The sequence below is a fragment of the Streptomyces sp. B8-7 genome (genome assembly GCF_058833805.1).
In genome coordinates, this window is record NZ_JBYRRL010000004.1 from 895,290 (window position 1) to 917,165 (window position 21,876).

Annotated in this window: 15 protein-coding genes and 1 tRNA gene; 6 read left to right on the forward strand and 10 right to left on the reverse strand. The window is 71.6% G+C overall.

Going from position 1 to position 21,876, the window contains the following annotated elements:
• The first annotated feature begins 123 nt into the window (after nucleotides 1-123).
• The 3 genes from hrpA (at nucleotide 124) to AC5K6T_RS23975 (ending at nucleotide 4,947) form a co-directional block, all read left to right on the forward strand.
• Nucleotides 124-4,095, forward strand: coding sequence for an ATP-dependent RNA helicase HrpA (gene hrpA, locus AC5K6T_RS23965; protein ID WP_493212038.1), 3,972 nt, complete (start codon nucleotides 124-126; stop codon nucleotides 4,093-4,095).
• Between the two features lie 96 nt (nucleotides 4,096-4,191).
• A tRNA-Asp gene (locus AC5K6T_RS23970) sits at nucleotides 4,192-4,266 on the forward strand.
• Between the two features lie 489 nt (nucleotides 4,267-4,755).
• Nucleotides 4,756-4,947: a DUF6274 family protein gene (locus tag AC5K6T_RS23975; protein ID WP_493212212.1), complete on the forward strand. Its 192-nt coding sequence runs from the start codon at nucleotides 4,756-4,758 to the stop codon at nucleotides 4,945-4,947.
• Between the two features lie 601 nt (nucleotides 4,948-5,548).
• Here the strand turns inward: AC5K6T_RS23975 and bldC are convergent.
• Together bldC and AC5K6T_RS23985 are read right to left on the reverse strand one after the other, a co-directional pair.
• Nucleotides 5,549-5,755 carry a developmental transcriptional regulator BldC gene (gene bldC / locus AC5K6T_RS23980; RefSeq protein WP_003949541.1) on the reverse strand — a complete coding sequence of 69 codons (207 nt, stop codon included), beginning with the start codon at nucleotides 5,753-5,755 and terminating at the stop codon, nucleotides 5,549-5,551.
• 586 nt (nucleotides 5,756-6,341) lie between these two features.
• Nucleotides 6,342-7,184 carry a DUF8083 family protein gene (locus AC5K6T_RS23985; protein WP_493212040.1) on the reverse strand — a complete coding sequence of 281 codons (843 nt, stop codon included), beginning with the start codon at nucleotides 7,182-7,184 and terminating at the stop codon, nucleotides 6,342-6,344.
• A 223-nt stretch (nucleotides 7,185-7,407) separates the two neighbouring features.
• Between AC5K6T_RS23985 and AC5K6T_RS23990 the strand changes: the two genes are divergently transcribed.
• Nucleotides 7,408-8,511, forward strand: coding sequence for a Leu/Phe/Val dehydrogenase (locus AC5K6T_RS23990; RefSeq protein ID WP_493212042.1), 1,104 nt, complete (start codon nucleotides 7,408-7,410; stop codon nucleotides 8,509-8,511).
• Between the two features lie 303 nt (nucleotides 8,512-8,814).
• Nucleotides 8,815-9,069, forward strand: a complete 255-nt coding sequence (locus AC5K6T_RS23995; protein ID WP_493212043.1) for a DUF3073 domain-containing protein — start codon at nucleotides 8,815-8,817, stop codon at nucleotides 9,067-9,069.
• 69 nt (nucleotides 9,070-9,138) lie between these two features.
• Here the strand turns inward: AC5K6T_RS23995 and purM are convergent, their stop codons facing one another.
• From purM to AC5K6T_RS24015, 4 genes are all read right to left on the reverse strand, one after another.
• On the reverse strand, nucleotides 9,139-10,212 hold the full coding sequence (purM, locus tag AC5K6T_RS24000; RefSeq protein ID WP_493212044.1) for a phosphoribosylformylglycinamidine cyclo-ligase: 1,074 nt from the start codon (nucleotides 10,210-10,212) through the stop codon (nucleotides 9,139-9,141).
• A 34-nt stretch (nucleotides 10,213-10,246) separates the two neighbouring features.
• Nucleotides 10,247-11,782, reverse strand: a complete 1,536-nt coding sequence (gene purF, locus AC5K6T_RS24005) for an amidophosphoribosyltransferase (protein WP_493212046.1) — start codon at nucleotides 11,780-11,782, stop codon at nucleotides 10,247-10,249.
• A 61-nt stretch (nucleotides 11,783-11,843) separates the two neighbouring features.
• A complete protein-coding gene (locus tag AC5K6T_RS24010; RefSeq protein ID WP_493212048.1) occupies nucleotides 11,844-12,779 on the reverse strand; it encodes an META domain-containing protein in 936 nt (311 codons plus the stop codon).
• 196 nt (nucleotides 12,780-12,975) lie between these two features.
• Nucleotides 12,976-13,806 carry a maleylpyruvate isomerase family mycothiol-dependent enzyme gene (locus AC5K6T_RS24015; protein ID WP_493212050.1) on the reverse strand — a complete coding sequence of 277 codons (831 nt, stop codon included), beginning with the start codon at nucleotides 13,804-13,806 and terminating at the stop codon, nucleotides 12,976-12,978.
• A gap of 393 nt (nucleotides 13,807-14,199) precedes the next feature.
• On the opposite strand from AC5K6T_RS24015, the gene AC5K6T_RS24020 reads away from it, so the two are divergent.
• The gene (locus AC5K6T_RS24020) at nucleotides 14,200-14,694 is read left to right on the forward strand and encodes a VOC family protein (RefSeq protein WP_493212052.1); all 495 of its coding nucleotides are present in this window, start codon (nucleotides 14,200-14,202) and stop codon (nucleotides 14,692-14,694) included.
• 2,383 nt (nucleotides 14,695-17,077) lie between these two features.
• On the opposite strand, the gene AC5K6T_RS24025 is transcribed toward AC5K6T_RS24020, so the two are convergent.
• The 4 genes from AC5K6T_RS24025 to purS all read right to left on the reverse strand — a co-directional run bounded on the left by AC5K6T_RS24025 (nucleotide 17,078) and on the right by purS (nucleotide 21,582).
• Complete coding sequence (locus AC5K6T_RS24025; RefSeq protein WP_493212054.1) at nucleotides 17,078-17,737, reverse strand: DUF397 domain-containing protein; 660 nt, start codon at nucleotides 17,735-17,737, stop codon at nucleotides 17,078-17,080.
• A 649-nt stretch (nucleotides 17,738-18,386) separates the two neighbouring features.
• On the reverse strand, nucleotides 18,387-20,645 hold the full coding sequence (purL, locus tag AC5K6T_RS24030) for a phosphoribosylformylglycinamidine synthase subunit PurL (RefSeq protein ID WP_493212056.1): 2,259 nt from the start codon (nucleotides 20,643-20,645) through the stop codon (nucleotides 18,387-18,389).
• On the reverse strand, nucleotides 20,642-21,322 hold the full coding sequence (gene purQ, locus AC5K6T_RS24035) for a phosphoribosylformylglycinamidine synthase subunit PurQ (protein WP_493212058.1): 681 nt from the start codon (nucleotides 21,320-21,322) through the stop codon (nucleotides 20,642-20,644). Before purQ ends, purL begins: the two co-directional genes overlap by 4 nt.
• A complete protein-coding gene (gene purS, locus AC5K6T_RS24040) occupies nucleotides 21,319-21,582 on the reverse strand; it encodes a phosphoribosylformylglycinamidine synthase subunit PurS (RefSeq protein WP_493212059.1) in 264 nt (87 codons plus the stop codon). The genes purQ and purS overlap by 4 nt, the downstream gene beginning before the upstream one ends.
• Nucleotides 21,583-21,876 lie beyond the last annotated feature (294 nt).

The window sequence follows — 21,876 nt, forward strand, 5'->3', positions numbered from 1 at the left end:
AGGCGCCGAAACCGCAGGTCCGCACCCTGAGCCGCGGGTCCGCGTCCCGGAGCCGCACCCCGGGAAGGGCCCGGTCAAAAGCGTTCGCCACGCAATTCACGGGGATGAGATCCTGGGACCCGTATGTCTACGCAGCCTGCCCCCGCCCTCGGCTCCCTCGCCTCCCGTCTGACCGAGCTGTCCCTGCGCGACGCGCACCGGCTCGGCCGGAGGCTGGAGGGTGCGCGCAAGATCCGTAAGCCGGAGGCCCGGACCGCCGTGCTCGGGGAGATCGAGACGGAGGTCGCCCGCGCCGAGGAGCGGATGGCCGCGCGCCGTGCCCGGGTGCCCGCGGTCACCTACCCGGAGCAGCTGCCCGTCAGCCAGCGCAAGGACGCCATCGCCGAGGCGATCCGGGACCACCAGGTCGTGATCGTCGCCGGTGAGACCGGGTCCGGGAAGACCACGCAGATCCCGAAGATCTGCATGGAGCTCGGCCGGGGCGTGCGCGGCATGATCGGGCACACCCAGCCCCGGCGGATCGCGGCGCGCACCGTCGCCGAACGCGTCGCCGAGGAGCTGCGCACCCCGCTCGGCGAGGCCGTCGGCTGGAAGGTCCGCTTCACCGACCAGGTGAACCCGGACGCCACCTTCGTGAAGCTGATGACGGACGGCATCCTCCTGGCGGAGATCCAGACCGACCGCGAGCTGCGCGCCTACGACACGATCATCATCGACGAGGCCCACGAGCGGTCCCTCAACATCGACTTCCTGCTCGGCTACCTGGCACAGCTGCTGCCGAAGCGGCCCGACCTCAAGGTCGTCATCACCTCGGCGACGATCGACCCCGAGCGGTTCTCGCGGCACTTCGGGGACGCACCGATCATCGAGGTCAGCGGTCGGACGTACCCGGTGGAGGTGCGCTACCGGCCGCTGCTGGAGGAGGACTCCGAGGACGCCGACCGCGACCAGATCACCGCGATCACCGACGCCGTCGAGGAGCTGACGGCCGAGGGGCCGGGCGACATCCTGGTGTTCCTGTCCGGTGAGCGCGAGATCCGGGACACGGCCGACGCGCTCACCAGGAAGCAGTACCGCTCCACCGAGGTGCTGCCGCTGTACGCGCGGCTGTCGCACGCCGAGCAGCACCGCGTGTTCCAGCCGCACAGCGGGCGCAGGATCGTTCTGGCGACGAACGTCGCCGAGACCTCGCTGACCGTGCCGGGCATCCGCTACGTCATCGACCCCGGCTTCGCCCGGATCTCCCGCTACAGCCACCGCACCAAGGTGCAGCGCCTGCCGATCGAAGCGGTCTCGCAGGCCAGCGCCAACCAGCGCAAGGGCCGCTGCGGCCGCACCTCCGACGGCATCTGCATCCGGCTGTACTCGGAGGAGGACTTCCTCGCCCGGCCGGAGTTCACGGACGCGGAGATCCTGCGCACCAACCTCGCCTCCGTCATCCTGCAGATGACCGCGGCCGGCCTCGGCGACATCGAGAAGTTCCCGTTCATCGACCCGCCGGACCACCGCAACATCCGCGACGGCGTGCAGCTCCTGCAGGAGCTCGGCGCACTGGACCCGGCGCAGAAGGACCCGCGCAAGCGGCTGACCGAGACCGGACGCAAGCTGGCCCAGCTGCCGGTGGACCCGCGGCTGGCGCGCATGGTGCTGGAGGCCGACCGCAACGGCTGCGTCCGGGAGGTCATGGTCATAGCGGCCGCGCTGTCCATCCAGGACCCGCGCGAGCGGCCCGCGGACAAGCAGGCCCAGGCCGACCAGCAGCACGCCCGGTTCAAGGACGAGACCAGCGACTTCCTCGCCTACCTCAACCTGTGGCGGTACCTGCGCGAGCAGCAGAAGGAGCGCGGCTCCAGCTCGTTCCGGCGCATGTGCAAGCAGGAGTACCTCAACTTCCTGCGCATTCGCGAATGGCAGGACATCTACAGCCAGTTGCGCACGGTCGCCAAGCAGATGGGCATCCACCTCGACGAGGACGACGCCCCCGCCGACCGCATCCACGTCTCGCTGCTCGCCGGACTGCTCTCCCACGTCGGCATGAAGGACGTGAAGGACGGCAACAAGAACGAGTACCTCGGCGCCCGCAACGCCAAGTTCGCGGTCTTCCCCGGCTCGGCACTGTTCCGCAGGCAGCCGAGGTTCGTGATGTCGGCGGAGCTGGTGGAGACGTCCCGGCTGTGGGCGCGGGTGAACGCGAGGATCGAGCCGGAGTGGGTCGAGCCGCTCGCCGCGCACCTGGTCAAGCGCACGTACAGCGAACCGCACTGGGAGAAGGACCAGGCGGCGGTGATGGCGTACGAGAAGGTCACCCTGTACGGCGTCCCGATCGTGGTCCAGCGCAAGGTCAACTACGGCCGGATCGACCCGGAGCTCTCGCGGGAGCTGTTCATCCGCAACGCGCTGGTCGAGGGCGACTGGCGCACGCACCACAAGTTCTTCGCCGACAACCGGCGCCTCCTCAGCGAGGTCGAGGAGCTGGAGCACCGGGCGCGGCGCCGGGACATCGTGGTCGACGACGAGACCCTGTTCGACTTCTACGACCAGCGGGTCCCCGAGCACGTCGTGTCCGGGGCGCACTTCGACTCCTGGTGGAAGCGCAAGCGGCACGAGCAGCCCGACTTCCTGGACTTCGAGCGGGAGATGCTGATCCGCGAGTCGGCGGAGGCGGTCACCAAGGCCGACTACCCGGACTCGTGGCGCCAGGGCCGGCTGAAGTTCCGGGTGACGTACCAGTTCGAGCCGGGTGCGGACGCGGACGGCGTCACGGTGCACATCCCGCTCCAGGTACTCAACCAGGTCACCGACGAGGGCTTCGACTGGCAGATCCCGGGCCTGCGGCAGGAGCTGGTCACCGAGCTCATCCGTTCCCTGCCCAAGCCGATCCGCCGCAACTACGTGCCCGCTCCGGACTTCGCCGCCCGCTTCCTGAACGCGGTGTCCCTCCCGCAGGGGCCCGACGGATCGCCGGCGCCGCGGGAGCCGCTGACGGCGGCCATGGCGCGCGAGCTGAAACGCATGGTGGGGGTGCCCTTCGAGGCGGAGGACTTCGACCGGGCGAAGGTCCCGGAGCATCTGCGGATCACCTTCCGGATCGTGGACGAACGGCGCCGCAAGCTCGCCGAGGACAAGGACCTGGAGGCGCTGCGGCTGCAGCTGAAGCCGAAGGCCCGCAAGGCGCTGTCCCAGGCAGCGGCGGCGACCGCGTCCCGCGAGGGCGGCCCGTCGCTGGAGCGCGCGGGGCTCACCGACTGGTCCGTGGGCACCCTCAGCCGGGTCTTCGAGACGCGCCGGGCGGGGCAGCCGGTGAAGGCGTACCCGGCACTCGTGGACGACGGCGACACGGTCTCGGTACGTCTCTTCGACACGGAGGCGGAGCAGGCGGAGGCCATGTGGAAGGGCACCCGGCGGCTGATCCTGCGCAACATCCCTGTGAACCCGGCGAAGTTCGCGTCGGACAGGCTGACGAACGCCCAGAAGCTCGCCCTGTCGGCGAACCCGCACGGCTCGGTCCAGGCGCTGTTCGACGACTGCGCGACCGCGGCCGCGGACAAGCTGATCGCCGACTTCGGCGGTCCGGCGTGGGACGAGGAGTCGTACCGCAAGCTCTACGACACGGTGCGGGCGGAGATCGTGGACACGACGGTCCGTACGGTCGCACAGGTGCAGCAGGTGCTGGCGGCCTGGCAGGCCTGCGAACGGCGCCTGAAGGCCGTCCGCAGCCCCGCCCTGCTGGCGAACCTGACGGACGTACGGACCCAGCTGGACGGGCTGGTGAAGCCGGGCTTCGTGACCGCGTCGGGGATCGCCCGGCTGCCGCACCTGATGCGCTATCTGGTGGCCGCCGACCGGCGTCTGCAGCAGATGCCGACCGGGGTCCAGCGGGACACCACCCGCATGGAGAAGGTCCACGACATGCAGGACGAGTACGCCTGGCTGCTGGAGCAGCTGCCGCAGGGGCGGCCCGTGCCCGAGGCCGTGCGGGAGATCCGCTGGATGATCGAGGAGCTGCGGGTGAGCTACTTCGCCCACGCTCTCGGCACGGCGTACCCGGTGTCGGACAAGCGCATCGTGAAGGCGATCGACGCGGCGGCACCGTGACGGGTCCCTGACGCAGGGTGAGTTCGACCAGCGGGCGCACCCTCCTGTACAGTCCTTCTCGCAGCGCAACGCGGAGCAGCGAGCGCCGCGCAACCAGGTCCTGTGGAGCAGTTTGGAGTGCTCGCCACCCTGTCAAGGTGGAGGCCGCGGGTTCAAATCCCGTCAGGACCGCGTCATCGGCAAGGCCCGCTTCCCGTAACGGAAGCGGGCCTTCTGCGTGCACGGCGCAGCCTCCTCCCCGGGTCCCGGGTCCCGGAACCCGGCTCCGCCCCGTCCGCGTCCTGCACGCGCCCGCGCGTCCGCGCCCTGCCGGGCGCCCCGCCGGGCGCCCTGCCGATTCCGCCCGCACCCCGCCAGGCGACGCCGACCCGCGGCGCGGACGCCGCCGTCGCCTCCGCTCGGGGCCCCCGCCGACCGAGGAGCCCCACCCGCCCGCACGCGCCCGCGTCTGCGCCCTGCCGGGCAGCACACGGGCCTCGGCCCGGTCCGCTCCGCCTGGTCCGGCCCGCCAGTCCAGTCCGTCCCGCCCGGTCCGTCCCGCCCGGTCCGTCCGGTGCGCCCGGCCCGCGGCGCCGCTCCGTGTCCCCCTTGACGGCCCGGCGTCCTGTCGGTACCCCGTGTAAGGACAGGTTCGTGGCCGTGGGGGCGTGGGAGGGGCCTATGGGTGCGGGGGCCAGGCATGAGACGCGGGCGCTGCTGCGGGCGCATCTGGCGGCCGCGTCGTCGTACCGGCATCTGACACGGCACTGTCCGGTCTGCCATCAACTGCTGCGGCTGGCCATGGACTCCGGGCCCGAGGGCGGAGAGGCGCCCGAGGAGCAGGTCAGGGCCGAAGGTCCCAGCGCGTCGTGACGTTCGGCCACCCCAACACCCGTGCGGGCGCGGCACACTGGAGCGTGTGCTTCCCTTAGCGCAGCGACACCGGGGCAACAAGTACTCCGGCATGTGACGGGAGTCACCGGACCGGTTTCGGCAAGCGCGGTTCTTACCCTGCTCCTACAACTGGTCAATTTAATATGTGCAATTGCACCAGTCTCCGAAGGGGTGCCCCGGCCCCCCGAAGGCGCCTCTCAGGCCCGACCCAGGCCCCGCACAGGCCACAGGTGAGACACCTCCGAGCCACCCGCGGGACACCCTGGGAGCGCCGGCGGGCCACCCGCCCGGCACCCGCGGGTCACGCCTCCGCCACCCGGCGGCCGCCCTCGGCGGCCGCATCCGCACCTCTCACGCCGGTGCCGGGACGAGCACGGTCACACTGCGTGCACGCAAAGATCGCGCTGGACCCGGCGGAGTCCAGCGCGATCGACGACGCACCCTGTGCTGTGCCTGTGAAGTTCTGAGTGGCTCGGGCGTGGGGCCTGTTGGGGCAGGTCCCGCGTCGCTTGGAGCTAGCGGTGCCCGGACGCCTCGGCGGGGTTGGGGGTCCAGCCGGTTTGTCCGGTTATGAAGTTGTTCAGGCCTCGCTGCGCTGCTGCGGGATGCCCGCGAGCAGAGCGCGGACCTCCGCCTCGCGGTAGCGGCGATGCCCGCCGAGCGTGCGGATCGACGTGAGCTTGCCGGCCTTCGCCCACCGCGTGACCGTCTTGGGGTCGACGCGGAACATCGTGGCGACCTCAGCCGGGGTCAGCAGCGGCTCGGCATCAGGGGTGCGAGCGGTCATGAGCGGCCTCCTCGGGAGAACCGAACCTTCTCGGTTCTTTCCTCTAAATTCTGCACCTTGACCCGCGTTGCCCGAAATGGCGGACGCGAGTCGAGTCGGTTATAGGACGAACGGCTTGTCCTCGGCACTACAACTACACCATCTGTCCAGCCGCGTCGGCCAAACCGATGGAATTGCCCTCCCAGGTGTTCATCAGCGACGGAAGCCGATGGACCATGCCATAGCGGACAGTCACGCCACTGTGACGATCAGTCACAGGGCGATCAGGAGGCACCAGACCCCCCAAAGCATGCAATGCAGAGACGGAGCCCTCCCCGGGCTCCTTGTCCTATTTTGGCACGAGGAGGGGCAAGGGATGCAAGGGCCGCGTACGTGCGGTCCGTCACGCTTGAGGCATACGCCCGGATAGGGACCAACGTCCCGTCAACTACTTGAAGTGGGGTAGACCGTACGCCGCCCGAGCCCGTTCAGGCCGTGACGTGCGTCACTGCTGCCGCCAGGTCAGTTCCCCGGACTCCGGATCGCGGACCTCAGGTCACAGGCCTCAGGTCACAGGCCTCGGGTCCCGGCCCCGAGTTCGCGGACCTCAGTTCGCCGACCTCAGGTCGCGCACCGAGCGCCAGCGCTCCACCAGCCGCCCGTAGGCCTCCCCCGCGGCCTCCCCGTCGCCCCGGCGCAGCGCGTCGATGCCCCGGGCGACGTCCGCGGCCGAGTGGTCGTCCTCCAGCTCGCCGGCCGGCACGGCGTGCACGAGACCGCCGTAGTCCAGCTCGACCCGGGAGCGCGGGTGGAACTCCTCCAGCCAGCGCCCCACGTCCACGAGGCCGTCGATCAGCGGCCCCTCGTCGATGGCGTCCTTCAGCGTCCGCAGCCCCCGCGCGACCCGCCGCCGGGCCTGGACCATCGGGGTGCGGTAGCGCAGCAGCGGCGCCTCCTGCGCCGAGCCCTCGGCGTACTCGCGCTCCTCGTCGGCGACGAGCACGAACCAGTTCAGCGGCACGTGCCAGGTCGCGGTGCGGATCCAGGGGCGGGCGTCGGGGTTGCGGGTCAGCCAGCGCTCGTAGTCCTGCGCGGCCTGGCGGCGCACGAGCGGCGGCAGGACGGCGTCCAGGACCGGCGCGGGCAGTTCCTCGCCCAGTTCGCCGAGCGCCTGCCAGCCGCGCAGCCGGGTCCGCCAGGGGCAGACGTGCACCACGCCGTCGACCTCCAGGAGGAAGGCGTCGGCGCTCTCCTGCACGGGCACCGCGATGGGCGGCGTGGGCAGCAGATCGGCCAGGGACCGGCGGAGTTCGTCCTGGTAGCCCGGGTGCTCGGCGCGGCGGGCGTAGCGGGCCCAGTGGCGGCGCTCGGATTCGGGAAAGGCGGCCAGCGGCTCGTACACGCGCAGATACGATGCGTAGGGGACGATCACCGAGGACACCTTGGGCACGCCTGCTCCCTCCCCCGTCGCCGGCCGGGGAAAACTGCCGGACCCGCCGGTGAGGAGGCGGGAAATCCCGACGAATCGTCGCACGGGGTACTCCGTGCGGAGGTGATCCCGGGCACTGCGGGGTGGCCGCACCGGGACAGGCTCTACTCTTCAGCCCAACGGGGCCCGCCACCCGCACGGGACCCCCGTCCCGTCCGCCGCTACTTACCCGGGAGTCACCACCGTGACCGACGTGACCGGCGCACCTGCTGATGTTCTGCGCACCCTGTTCCGATCGGACCAGGGCGGACACGAGCAAGTCGTGCTCTGCCAGGACCGTGCCAGCGGCCTCAAGGCCGTCATCGCCGTCCATTCCACCGCCCTCGGCCCCGCGCTCGGCGGGACCCGCTTCTACCCGTACGCGAGCGAGGAGGAGGCCGTCGCCGACGCGCTGAACCTCTCCCGCGGAATGTCGTACAAGAACGCCATGGCCGGTCTCGACCACGGCGGCGGCAAGGCCGTGATCATCGGAGACCCGGACCGGATCAAGTCCGAGGAACTGCTGCTCGCCTACGGCCGCTTCGTGGCCTCCCTCGGCGGCCGCTACGTCACCGCCTGCGACGTCGGCACCTACGTCGCCGACATGGACGTCGTGGCCCGCGAGTGCCGCTGGACGACCGGCCGCTCGCCCGAGAACGGCGGCGCCGGTGACTCCTCGGTGCTGACCGCGTTCGGCGTCTACCAGGGCATGCGGGCCAGTGCGCAGCACCTGTGGGGCGACCCGTCGCTGCGCGGCCGCAGGGTCGGCATCGCGGGCGTCGGCAAGGTCGGCCACCACCTCGTGGAGCACCTGCTCGCCGAGGGCGCCGAGGTCGTCGTCACCGACGTGCGCGAGGACGCCGTGCGCCGCATCCTCGACCGGCATCCGCGGGGTGTGACGGCCGTCGCCGACACCGAGGCGCTCATCCGTGTCGAAGGCCTGGACATCTACGCCCCCTGCGCGCTGGGCGGCGCCCTGAACGACGACTCGGTGCCGGTGCTGACCGCCAAGGTGGTCTGCGGCGCGGCCAACAACCAGCTCGCCCACCCGGGCGTGGAGAAGGACGTCGCCGACCGCGGCATCCTCTACGCGCCGGACTACGTGGTCAACGCCGGCGGCGTCATCCAGGTCGCCGACGAACTGCACGGCTTCGACTTCGACCGATGCAAGGCGAAGGCGGCGGGCATCTTCGACACCACGCTCGCCATATTCGCACGTGCGAAGACTGATGGGATTCCGCCGGCCGCCGCGGCCGACCGGATCGCCGAGCAGCGGATGCAGGAGGCGGCCGCCGCGCGCGGACGCTGACGTTCCGGAGAGCGTGGGCCAAGGGTTCACGCGGTACCCGCCGGGGACCGGTTAGAGAGAACTCTCACTTCAACCGGCGGGTCGTCCGCGCAGAAGTGGTTAAAATCGCCACTGACCAGCGAGGACGGGGCGCCTCGAAGGTCCTGTGCACACGCGCGTGCTGCGGGCGACGTACCGTATGGGCGCGGGCTCAGGTACCGTGGAAGCCCTACGGACCGGCCTCTCCGCGGAGAGTCCGTGCCGGATCATGAACGCGTGTCAGACTCTGGGGCCGTCGAGCCCCGTCGTTGAGGGGGTCGAGCCATGGGGCGCGGCCGGGCCAAGGCCAAGCAGACGAAGGTCGCCCGCCAGCTGAAGTACAACAGCGGTGGGACGGACCTCTCACGCCTGGCCGAGGAGCTGGGCGCATCGACGTCGAACCAGTCGCCGAACGGCGATCGCTTCGAGGACGATGAGCAGGACGACGACGATCTGTACTCCCGGTACGCCGACCTCTATGAGGACGACGACGAGGACGACGGGGACGAGCGTCCCTCACAACAGCGTCGCGGCGCTTGACCTCGCATTGAGCACCCACCCGGTCGGTGACCTCGGTCACCGACCGGGTTCTGTGCTGCCCTCCGGGGCTCAGCCCGCGTAGTCGCCGACCAGCGCGGCGCCCGTGCCGTGGTCGCCGCGGTCCGTGATCTCGCCCGCCACCCAGGCGTCCGCGCCGCGGTCCGCCAGCGTCGCCAGCGCCACGTCCACCGACTCCTGCGGCACGACGGCGATCATGCCGACGCCCATGTTCAGGGTCTTCTCCAGCTCCAGGCGCTCCACCCGGCCGGTCCGGCCGACCAGGTCGAAGATCGCGCCAGGGGCCCACGTGGACCGGTCGACGACCGCGTGCAGCCGGTCCGGCACCACTCGGGCCAGGTTGGCCGCCAGGCCGCCGCCCGTGACGTGGCTGAAGGCGTGCACCTCGGTGGTGCGGGTCAGCGCCAGGCAGTCCAGCGAGTAGATCCTGGTGGGCTCCAGCAGCTCCTCGCCGAGCGTGCGGCCGAGCTCCTCGACCCGGGCGTCCAGCGCGAGACCGGCCTGGTTCAGCAGGACGTGCCGCACCAGGGAGTACCCGTTGGAGTGAAGGCCGGACGACGCCATGGCGATCACCGCGTCACCCGTACGGATACGATCCGCGCCCAGCAGCCGGTCGGCCTCCACCACTCCCGTGCCGGCGCCGGCCACGTCGAAGTCGTCCTCGCCCAGCAGGCCCGGGTGCTCGGCGGTCTCGCCGCCCACCAGGGCGCAGCCGGCCAGCACACAGCCCTCGGCGATGCCCTTGACGATCGCGGCGACCCGCTCCGGGTGCACCTTGCCGACACAGATGTAGTCGGTCATGAACAGCGGCTCCGCGCCGCACACCACGATGTCGTCCATGACCATCGCGACCAGGTCGTGGCCGATGGTGTCGTAGACGCCCATCTGCCGCGCGATGTCGACCTTCGTGCCCACACCGTCCGTGGCGGACGCCAGCAGCGGGCGCTCGAACCGCTTCAGCGCGGAGGCGTCGAAGAGGCCGGCGAAGCCGCCGAGGCCACCCAGGACCTCCGGCCGCCGGGCCTTGCGCACCCACTCCTTCATCAGCTCTACGGCGCGGTCGCCCGCCTCGATGTCGACTCCGGCAGCCGCGTAGGAAGCACCGGGAACAGCAGTCTCAGACATTGCCTGGGATCTTTCGGGTTGGTTTCTACGAGGCTTACGGGCGACGGATCGCGTCGGCCGCGGCCGTGGCGGCCGGGCCCGCGGCCAGCTCCGTCTCCAGCAGCTGCTTGCCGAGCAGCTCGGGGTCCGGCAGCTCCATCGGGTACTCGCCGTCGAAGCACGCGCGGCACAGGTCCGGCTTGGCGATGGTGGTCGCCTCGATCATGCCGTCGATGGAGATGTACGCCAGCGAGTCGGCGCCCAGCGAGGTGCCGATCTCTTCGATGGTCATGCCGTTGGCGATGAGCTCGGCGCGGGTGGCGAAGTCGATGCCGAAGAAGCACGGCCACTTCACCGGCGGCGAGGAGATCCGGATGTGCACCTCGGCCGCGCCCGCCTCGCGCAGCATGCGGACCAGGGCCCGCTGCGTGTTGCCGCGCACGATGGAGTCGTCGACGACGACCAGGCGCTTGCCCTTGATGACTTCCTTCAGCGGATTCAGCTTCAGCCGGATACCGAGCTGGCGGATCGTCTGCGAGGGCTGGATGAACGTCCGGCCCACATAGGCGTTCTTCACCAGACCGGCGCCGAACGGGATGCCGGACGCCTCCGCGTAGCCGATCGCGGCCGGGGTGCCCGACTCCGGGGTCGCTATGACCAGATCGGCCTCGACCGGGGCCTCCTTCGCCAGACGGCGGCCCATCTCCACCCGGGAGAGGTACACGTTCCGGCCGGCGATGTCGGTGTCGGGACGGGCCAGGTACACGTACTCGAAGACACAGCCCTTGGGCTTCGCTTCCGCGAATCGGGAGGTGCGCAGGCCGTTCTCGTCGATCGCGACGAACTCGCCCGGCTCGATCTCCCGCACGAAGCTCGCGCCCACGATGTCCAGCGCCGCCGACTCCGACGCCACCACCCAGCCCCGCTCCAGCCGGCCCAGCACCAGCGGGCGGATGCCCTGCGGATCGCGGCCCGCGTACAGGGTGTGCTCGTCCATGAACACCAGCGAGAACGCGCCCCGCACCGAGGGCAGCACCTGGTGGGCGGCCTGCTCGATGGTCAGCGGCTTGCCGTCCTCGTCGACCTGCGCCGCGAGCAGCGCGGTCAGCAGATCGGTGTCGTTCGTGGCGGCCACCCGGCCGGAACGGCTGCCGTTGCCGTTGCCTTCCGGCAGCGCGGCGACCATCTCGGCCAGCTGCGCCGTGTTCACCAGGTTGCCGTTGTGGCCGAGCGCGATCGAGCCGTGCGCGGTGGCCCGGAACGTCGGCTGGGCGTTCTCCCACACGGAGGCGCCGGTGGTCGAGTAGCGGGCGTGACCGACCGCGATGTGACCCTGGAGCGAACCGAGCGAGGTCTCGTCGAAGACCTGGGAGACGAGGCCCATGTCCTTGAAGACGAGGATCTGGGAGCCGTTGCTGACCGCGATTCCCGCGGATTCCTGACCCCGATGCTGGAGGGCGTAGAGCCCGAAGTACGTGAGCTTTGCGACCTCTTCGCCCGGAGCCCAGACACCGAAGACGCCACACGCGTCCTGGGGGCCTTTCTCGCCGGGGAGCAGATCGTGATTGAGTCGACCGTCACCACGTGGCACGGCATCGAGTGTAGGCGAGATCGACCACTGGTCCGAATTGACGAAAACCGCCGCCCGTGGATCACTCCGCTGCGACCGTGGTCACACTCTCGCCGTTTGCGCTGGTCAGCGTGAGGGTGCGCTGATCGATCCGGTAGCCGACCGGGCCGTCGAGGACCCGCAGCAGACGCCGCTCCGCATCCATGAGTGAGGCTTCGCACACCATTCGGGTGGTGGCGGCCGAGCTGAGCGTGATACGGCCGTCGCGGACCGTCGCGCGGGCGTTGAAGCGGTTGCAGCCGGTGGAGCCGGAGACGGTCGCCTGCATCTCGGGGCTTCCGGGGCTTCCGGGGGTTGCTGGGGTTGTGGGGGCTGCTGAGGCTGCGGGGCTGTCGGCTGCGGGGGTTGTGGGGGCGGTGGCGCTCGCCGAGGCGGCGGTGTCGGCCGCAGGTCCGTCGGCCCGGGTGAAGGTGAGATGCGCCCGGCCGTCGGCAGCCGGTTCGGTCACGGTCCATCGCGTCCCCGTCAGCGGCACCGGCCGCCGCACGGTGAGCCGGACCCGGTCGCCGCCCGCGGTGGTCAGGGTCAGCACCGTCCCGTCGCGGCGGGCGGTGAGGTCACCGTCGGTGAGGACTCCGGCCAGGGTCTCCTCGAAACCGGCCGGAACGTCCACGCAGGCCATCTCCGTCGCCTCCAGCCGGCGGAAGGACACCCGCGTGCCGTCCAGCACCGCGTCACCGCCGAAGCCGTTGCAGCCGAGGTTGCCCTTGGCCTTGCCGTCCTCACCGATCCGCAGCTGCGCCGCGGGCGGGGCCTTCGTCGTCGCGCCGTCGGCGACGACCTCCTCGACCGTCCAGCGCACCCCGGCCACGGCGGGGGTCGCCGCGGACCCGCTCCCTCCCCGCGACCCGCCCCCCGACCCGCCGCTCCCCGCGCCACCGGCCGCGTGTTCGGTGCCGCAGGCGGCGAGGAGAGGGAGCACGGTGAGGAACGCCAGGGTCAGCCTCTGCTTGTCCATGCCGGTCGGACGGAGAGAGCGGAAGGACGGTTCCCCACGGGTCTCCCGCGCGTCCGCGAAGGCCTCCCTCCCGCGCGTCCGCGAAGGCCTCCCGCGTGTCCGCGAAGGCCTCCCGCGTGTCCGCGAAGGCCTTCCTCTCGTCCGCAGAGATCTCCCGCGTGTCCGCTCGGGGGAAGACCCTTCAGGTGCGGGGCCGTCAGCCCATCAGGGGCAGCAGCGCACCGAGGTCGGCGCGCTCGCCGCTGGCGCTGACCTGTGCCGCATCCAGCGCGTCCGCCCAGGTCAGGCGGCCTGTGGCCAGCCGGACCCAGGTCATCGGGTCGGCCTCGACCACATTGGGCGGGGTGCCCCGCGTGTGCCGGGGCCCTTCCACGCACTGCACGACGGCGTACGGCGGGATGCGCAGCTCGGTCGCCCCGCCGGGGGCCTTCGCCGCGAACGCGTCGGCCAGCAGCCGGGTGCACGCGGCGAGGGCCTGGCGGTCGTACGCGATGTCCAGCCCGGGAACCGCGGCGTTCAGGTCGTCGCTGTGGACGACCAGTTCCACGGTGCGGGTGACGAGGTAGTCGTCCAGGGACATCACCCCGGTGCGTGAGGTGACCGGCGCGGTGCCGGGCGCTGCGGCGAGGTGCTCGGTGAGCCGCTGCTCGGTGCGCGCGTACAGGTCGGCCAGGGCGTCCGGGGCGGGAGAGGCCTCGGCGAGCGCGCGGGTCGCCTCGTCGATACCGACGGCACGGGCCGCGGTGGCCCCGGGCCACTGCAGCAGAGCGAGCCGAGGCCGGGCCGGAGCACCGGAGACATCGCCCTCGGCGTGCCCTTGCTCAAGCCCGCGGGACACGGCCTCCACCGCCATGGCCACGTGCGCGGCGAGCTCCCGTACGGTCCACCCGCCCAGCCTCGTCGGCAACGCGAGCTGCTCGGCGGTGAGCCCACCCGCCGCCCGGCGCACGTGCCCGAACTGCGCGAGCACCGCAGCCCGGATCCTGACGGGGTCGTAACTACGCACACGCTTCTTGGCCGGAGGCATGACCGTGATCGTAGAACCGGGCGGGGCGGCTGGGGTGGGTGGGGGTCGGCGGTGGGAGTCGGTGGTGGGGGTTGGCGGTAGGGGTTGGCGGTGGGGAGGTGCGGGTCGGTGGTGGGGAGGGTGGGAGAAGGTGACGGGTGAGGGCGAAGCCTGGAGGTTGACGGGCACCTGTGTGTGCCCGCGGCTCTGTGCCCGCGGCTCTGTGCCCGCGACATACCGCTGAAGGCGTAATGGAGAGCCCGCGGCGATGGGCCGGGGGACGCTGTACTGCATTGATCGCGGCTCTGCCGCGGGCCGGGAAGTGGTCATGCAGTCGTCCCCGACCGGGGACGACTGCCACTGCCGCCGCCGCTGCCGCCGCCGCTGCCATTGCCGCTGCCAAGGAGGAGCCATATGGGAGTCGGCGTCTCCGGCGTTGCCGCGGTGACCATCCTGGTCACCGACCTCGCCGTCAGCACCCGCTGGTACTGCGACGTGCTCGACCTGGACTTCATCAGGGAGTTCACCGTGGACGGCGAACCCTGGGGCGGCGTTCTGCTCGACACCGACGCGAACTTCGTGTTCGTCCTCCAGGACAAACGGACCATGCCGGGGGTACAGGACCTGCGGGGCGCCCGCCCGGTCGTACTCGCTCTCCCGTCGCGGGCGTCCGTCGACGGCGTGGCCGAACGGCTACGCGGTATGGGGCTGAGCCCACGGGGACCCGTGGCCGACCCGGACGGGACCTTCGTGGACGTGACCGACCCGGACGGGATCATCCTGCGCTTCCGGCACGTGGCAGAAGACGCGTCGCTGAGCTTCCAGGGCGTGGCCTACGGCACCGACGGCGACATCATCGGCACGTACGACCGCCCGCATCTGCAGTTGCCGCCACGGGATGCCTCCTGACCTCGGCATCACACGGCGGTACGCCTGAGAGACGAAGCCGGCCTGCCGCAAAGGCCGGCCGCGCCGACTCCGCGCGACGAGGCAGCGGGTCGGGGCGGGCGCGCCGGACGGGGCGGGCGCGCCGGACGAGGCGGGCGCGCCGGACGTGAGGTTCGGGTGGGTTGGTGTGGGGCGGTGTGGGAGGAGTCCAGGTGGGGCCGCCCGCTTCTTTCGCAGTGTCGTGCTTGCGCGGGGCGGGTAAAGGGCGCTGCGCCTTCGGCTTCGCGTCGCCTGCGGCGATGGCCCTGCGGGCCACCCTTGACCCGCCCCGCTCCAGCACGGCAGAGAAGCGAGCGAACGGCCCGGAGAAAGCGGGGGCCAGGCAGCACTCACGCCCCAGCAGCGTTGCGCAGCATCGACCCGACCGGACGGCCACCGCATCCGCGCCTCGCTAGCACGCCGGGACGGCTCAGCGGCCACCCGCCGGTGGGACGTCCGGGGATGAGCGTGGGGAATGGGCGCCGAAAGGTGGCAGCGGACCGGGCAGGCGCATCAGCGTCTCGCCTGCACGCTGGTGGGTGCAGCGGCCACCCGTCGGTGGGACGTCCGGGGGTGAGAGCCGAAAGCGGGCATCGCGCGGCAGGTCCCCGCCGGGTTGGCGCATCAGGGTCTCGCCGACACGCCCGGCGGGTTCGGCGACGACTCCCGGGCCGTGGGCGGGGCGGGGCGGAGCATCGGTGGAGGCGGGGCTGGGCGGTGAGGGCCGGGCAGCTGGGCTGGATGCACGGGCCGTTCGCCGTGGGTTCGGGCCGGGAGACGCGAGGCGGGTGGAAGGGGTGTTGGTGTGGGGCGGTGTGGGAGGAGTCCGGGTGGGGCCGCCCGCTTCTTTCGCAGTGTCGTGCTTGCGCGGGGCGGGTCAAGGGCGCTGCGCCTTCGGCTTCGCGTCGCCTGCGGCGATGGCCCTGCGGCCACCCTAAACCGCCCCGTGCCACACGGCGGAGAGAAGCGAGCGAACGGCCCGGAGAAAGCGGGGGCCAGGCAGCACTCACGCCCCAGCAGCGTTGCGCAGCATCGACCCGACCGGACGGCCACCGCATCCGCGCCTCGCTAGCACGCCGGGACGGCTCAGCGGCCACCCGCCGGTGGGGGGTTAGGGGCCGTGCCCTGGGGACGGGCACGGCATCGCCTCGCCTGCGTGCGGGGCGGGGCGGGGCGCGGCGTGTGGGTGAGTGGGTTTCGGCTGCTGAAGGCTGGGGCTGGGGTGTGTCCTGGGGGAGGGGTGGTGTTGGTGGGGCTCAGGTGGTGGTGGTCCGGGGTGTCAGGGTGGTGTTTGGAGGATCTGGGCCACTCCGCCCCCTGCCACCTGCCCGTCCCCGCCTGAAGGTGGCCGGGATCCTCCTTTTCCCTGGTGGGGTGGTGTTGGTGTGACTCACGGGGCTCGTGGGGTGGGGTGCAGTGCCGTTTGAGGGGGCTGGTGAGGGTGATGGGGGTGGTGTTACCGGTGTGGTGTGTGTTGCGCGGCTCCGCCATGCGCCCTCCCCCGGCGCGCGTCGCCTGTCCTCGGACGTGCCGCCATCCCTGCCCGGCTACCTCGCATCGCCCGCGCGCGTCCTGCCACCAGGTACAAGCCGCCACACCCACCCGGCAGAGACCGGCCACATGACACCGTCCCCGGCAGCCCCCAACCCGCCACCGACGGGTGGCCGCCCAACCCGCCCGGCGTGCCGACGAGACGCGGACGCGCCCCCGACAGGGCTCGCCTTTCGGCCCGTCCGCAGTACCCACCCCCGAGCGCCCACCGACGGGTGGCCGCCCAACCCGCCCGGCGTGCCGACGAGACGCGGATGCGGGCCCGGCAGGCCCTGCCATGCGACCCCAGCATCCCCAATACACAGCCCCCCGCACCTCCCCGCACCCCCCACCACCGGACAGCCGCTCAACCCGCCCGGCCTACTGGCGAGGCGGGGATGCGCCCCCGACAGGGCTCGCCTTTCGGCCCGTCCGCAGCACCCACCCCCGAGCGCCCACCGACGGGTGGCCGCCCAACCCGCCCGGCGTGCTGGCGAGGCGCGGGTGCGGGCCCGGCGGGGACCTGCCATGCGACGCCTATCCCCAGCACACAGCCCCCACCCCCTACCACCCGACAGCCGCTCAACCCGCCCGGCGTGCTGGCGAGGCGCGGGTGCGGGCCCGGCAGGCACCTGCCATGCGACGCCTATCCCCAGCACACAGCCCCCACCCCCTACCACCCGACAGCCGCTCAACCCGCCCGGCGTGCTGGCGAGGCGCGGGTGCGGCCCTAAGCGCGGTCGGGCAGGCAAGGGGACCTGAGGGGGTGACGCTGCGGGCTACCCGTCTTTCCGGGCCGTTCGCTCGCTTCTCTGCCGTGCTGGAGCGGGGCGGGTCAAGGGTGGCCCGCAGGGCCATCGCCGTAGGCGACGCGGAGCCGGAGGCGGAGCGCCCTTGACGCGCCCCGTGGAAGCACGACACTGCGAAAGAAGCGGGCGGCCCCACCCGGACTCCTCCCACACCGCCCCACACCAACCCACCCCAACCTCACGTCCGGCGCGCCCGCCCCGTCCGGCGCGCCCGCCCCGTCCGGCGCGCCCGCCCCGTCCGGCGCGCCCGCCCCGTCCAGCGTGGCCGCCCCGGTCACGAAGGTTGTCCACGCCGACTGCGTGAAGCACCGGGCTGGGCCGCCGACGTCCTTGGAGTCGCGGACCGCCACCCGGACAGGGAGCGGGGCCGCCTGGGCCACCTCTACGCAGCTGTCGTCTGCCTCACTGCGCCGGATCGTCGGCCCCGTCTTCGTCGCCACTGCGCCGCCCCCTCTGCGGCCATGCCCGCCAATCGTACGGAGCTGACGACCAGTTGGCGCCGCGTGCCCGGCACGTGACCGGTCATGCTCGGAGTGCGGCAGCCTGCGCACGCCTTGCGCGGGACAATGCCGACCTTTCGGTATGTGCCACTCCCGGTGGAAGCTCTGCGTTCGCCTGCGACTCGCCTGGAGCGAGCGCCACCGTGATCCCGGGACCAGCCAAACCTCCACCCCCCCCGCCCCCACACCGACGCCCCCTCCTCGGTCGGCGACCGGGTCCGCGGCACCAGCTACGTCCCGCCGAAGCGCGTCGGCATGAGCGTCCCGAGCCGTTCGAGGGGGGCGTCGTCCAGGTCGGGTCGGGGTATGGCGGGGCCGATGCCGGGGAGGCGTTCGTCTGGGTGCGGCACGCCGACCGCCCCGAGCGGCAGTCCCTCGTCACGGAGACGGAGTTGGCGGAGGAACGGAGTCGGCGGAGGAGGAGACCGCCCGGTGAGCCTGCTGCTCAGTGGGACCGTGTGTGCTCTCCGGCCTGGCCCTGCTGCTCCGGCTCGGCCCCGCTCCGGCGCCGGCTCGGCTCCGGCTCGGCGCCGGCTCATGCCACCCGGTCCGAGGCCGGTCCGCGGCCGGACCCCGCCCGAGGTACCTCCCCCTCCCCGCCCCCTTCGCCGGCCCCGTTCAAAGGCATCGGTCTCGGCAGCCTCGGCAACCTCGGGAGTCCGCGGGAGGGGTGAGGGCGGGCGGACGCCCGGACGGCGGCAAACGCCCGGACGCGACGGACACGCCGACGGCCCCGCCGTGGCGGGCGGGGCCGTCCGGGACACGCACCGCGGAGGACCGAGATCGCGGCGCCGGATGCGTAGAGCGCGACGCCGCGAGGCGAACGGCGGCGCCCTTACGCCAGCAGCGCCGGGATCGTCTCCTCGTGGGCCGTGCGGAGTTCCTCCAGGGTGAGGGTGAACTCGCCCTGCAGCTCGACCGTGTCGCCGTCGACGACGCCGATACGGGCGGCGGGGAGGCCGCGTGCACCGCACATGTCGTTGAAGCGGACCTCTTCGGAACGCGGGACGGCGACGACGGCGCGGCCGGCCGACTCGGAGAAGAGGAACGTGAACGCGTCGAGGCCGTCGGGGACGACCAGGCGGGCGCCCTTGCCGCCGAGCAGGGCCGACTCGACCACCGCCTGGATCAGGCCGCCGTCGGACAGGTCGTGCGCGGAGTCGATCATGCCGTCGCGGGAGGCGGAGATCAGGATCTCGGCGAGCAGCCGTTCGCGCTCCAGGTCGACCTGCGGGGGCAGACCGCCGAGGTGGTCGTGGACGACCTGGGACCAGGCCGAGCCGCCGAACTCCTCGCGGGTGTCGCCGAGCAGGTAGAGCAGCTGGCCGTCCTCCTGGAAGGCGACCGGGGTGCGGCGCGCCACGTCGTCGATGACGCCGAGGACCGCGACGACCGGGGTCGGGTGGATGGCGGCCTCGCCCGTCTGGTTGTAGAGGGAGACGTTGCCGCCGGTCACCGGGGTGCCGAGCTGCAGGCAGGCGTCGGCGAGGCCGCGTACGGCCTCGGCGAACTGCCACATGACCGCCGGGTCCTCCGGGGAGCCGAAGTTGAGGCAGTCGGAGACGGCGAGCGGCCTGGCGCCGGTCGTCGCCACGTTGCGGTAGGCCTCGGCGAGGGCCAGCTGCGCGCCCGTGTACGGGTCGAGCTTGGCGTACCGGCCGTTGCCGTCGGTGGCGATGGCCACGCCGAGGCCGGACTGCTCGTCGATGCGGATCATGCCGGAGTCCTCGGGCTGGGCGAGGACGGTGTTGCCCTGCACGAAGTGGTCGTACTGGGACGTGATCCACTTCTTGGAGGCCTGGTTGGGGGAGGCGACCAGCCGCATGACGTGGTCGCGCAGCTCCTGGGCATCGGCCGGGCGGGGCAGCTTGTTCGCGTCGTCCGCCTGGAGGGCGTCCTGCCAGGACGGGCGGGCGTAGGGGCGTTCGTAGACCGGGCCGTCGTGGGCGACGGTGCGCGGGTCGACGTCGACGATCTTCCCGCCGTGCCAGAAGATCTCCAGCCGGTCGCCGTCGGTGACCTCGCCGATGACGGTGGCGATGACGTCCCACTTCGCGCAGATCTCAAGGAAGCGGTCGACCTTCTCGGGCTCGACGACCGCGCACATCCTTTCCTGCGACTCGCTCATCAGGATCTCCTCGGGGGAGAGCGTGGAGTCGCGCAGGGGGACGTCGTCCAGGGTGACGCGCATGCCGCCGGAGCCGTTGGAGGCGAGTTCGGAGGTGGCGCAGGACAGGCCGGCCGCGCCGAGGTCCTGGATGCCGACGACGAGCTTCTCGCGGAAGGCCTCCAGGGTGCACTCGATGAGGAGCTTCTCCTGGAAGGGGTCGCCGACCTGGACGGCGGGCCGCTTGGACGGCTTGGCGTCGTCGAAGGTCTCCGAGGCGAGGATGGAGGCGCCGCCGATGCCGTCGCCGCCGGTGCGGGCCCCGTACAGGATGACCTGGTTGCCGGCGCCGGAGGCCTTCGCCAGGTGGATGTCCTCGTGCCGCATCACGCCGATGGCACCGGCGTTGACCAGCGGGTTGCCCTGGTAGCAGGAGTCGAAGACGACCTCGCCGCCGATGTTGGGCAGGCCGAGGCAGTTGCCGTAGCCGCCGATGCCGGCGACGACGCCGGGCAGGACGCGCTTGGTGTCGGGGTGGTCGGCCGCACCGAAGCGCAGCGGGTCGACGACGGCGACGGGGCGGGCGCCCATCGCGATGATGTCGCGGACGATGCCGCCCACGCCGGTGGCCGCACCCTGGTAGGGCTCCACGTACGAGGGGTGGTTGTGCGACTCGACCTTGAAGGTGACGGCGTAGCCCTGGCCGACGTCGACGACGCCGGCGTTCTCGCCGATGCCGACGAGCAGCGCGTCCGACTCGGGGGCCTTCTCGCCGAACTGGCGCAGGTGCACCTTGGAGGACTTGTACGAGCAGTGCTCGGACCACATGACCGAGTACATGGCCAGTTCGGCACCGGTGGGGCGGCGGCCGAGGATCTCGACGACGCGCTCGTACTCGTCCTTCTTCAGGCCGAGTTCGGCCCAGGGCAGCTCGACGTCGGGGGTCGCGGCCGCGTGCTCGACCGTGTCCAGAGGCGTGCGGCTCATGCGTTGACCAGCTTCTTGAGGATCGAGGTGAAGAAGGGGAGGCCGTCGGTGCGGCCGCTGCCGATCAGCGGCTCCACGGCGTGCTCGGGGTGCGGCATGAGGCCGACGACGTTGCCCGCCTCGTTGGTGATGCCGGCGATGTCGTTGAGCGAGCCGTTGGGGTTGACGTCCAGATAGCGGAAGGCGACCCGGCCCTCGCCCTCCAGCCGGTCCAGCGTGTACCGGTCGGCGACGTAGCGGCCGTCCATGTTCTTGAGCGGGATGTGGATCTCCTGGCCCTGCTCGTAGTCGCCGGTCCAGGCGGTCCCCGCGTTCTCCACCCGGAGCTTCTGGTCGCGGCAGATGAAGTGCAGGTGGTCGTTGCCGAGCATGCCGCCGGGCAGCAGGTGGGCCTCGGTGAGGATCTGGAAGCCGTTGCAGATGCCGAGGACCGGCAGTCCGGCGCGGGCCTGCCCGATCACGGTCTCCATGACCGGGGAGAAGCGGGAGATGGCGCCGGCGCGCAGGTAGTCGCCGTAGGAGAAGCCGCCGGGCAGGACGACCGCGTCGACCTGCTTGAGGTCCTTGTCCTTGTGCCACAGGGCCACCGGTTCGGCGCCCGCGAGGCGGATCGCGCGCTGGGTGTCCCGGTCGTCGAGACTTCCCGGAAAAGTGACGACGCCGATACGAGCGGTCACTTCACGGCCTCCGCGACGTCCTCGACCTTGACGGTGAAGTCCTCGATCACGGTGTTCGCGAGGAAGGATTCCGCAAGATCGTGGATGCGGGCGAGCACGGCCTCGTCGACCGGCCCGTCAACTTCCAGTTCGAATCGCTTTCCCTGGCGGACGTCCGAGATGCCGTCGAAACCGAGCCGCGGCAGTGCGCGCTGCACCGCCTGGCCCTGGGGGTCGAGGATCTCCGGCTTGAGCATGACGTCGACTACGACGCGTGCCACTGGCACTCCCGGTGTGTGGTGCTGAGCAGGTTCCTTCAGACTACCCGTACAAAATTTCTACGCGAGTAGAGTAGGAGGAACCTACGTGACGGCCATCACGATCCGGTCTCGGAGGGGTGCGTTCGGGAAAAGTTCCGGGAAAGATCGCCGAAGCGGTGGGCGATACCTATTGCGCACGGACACGCGGAGAGATTTAGTCGGGCTTCACTTTGCAATGCCGGGCACTGTACAAATGAATTGGCAATAGCCGACAAACTCGGCACGTCATGGCAGCTGAGCTGTATGGAGTGCCGT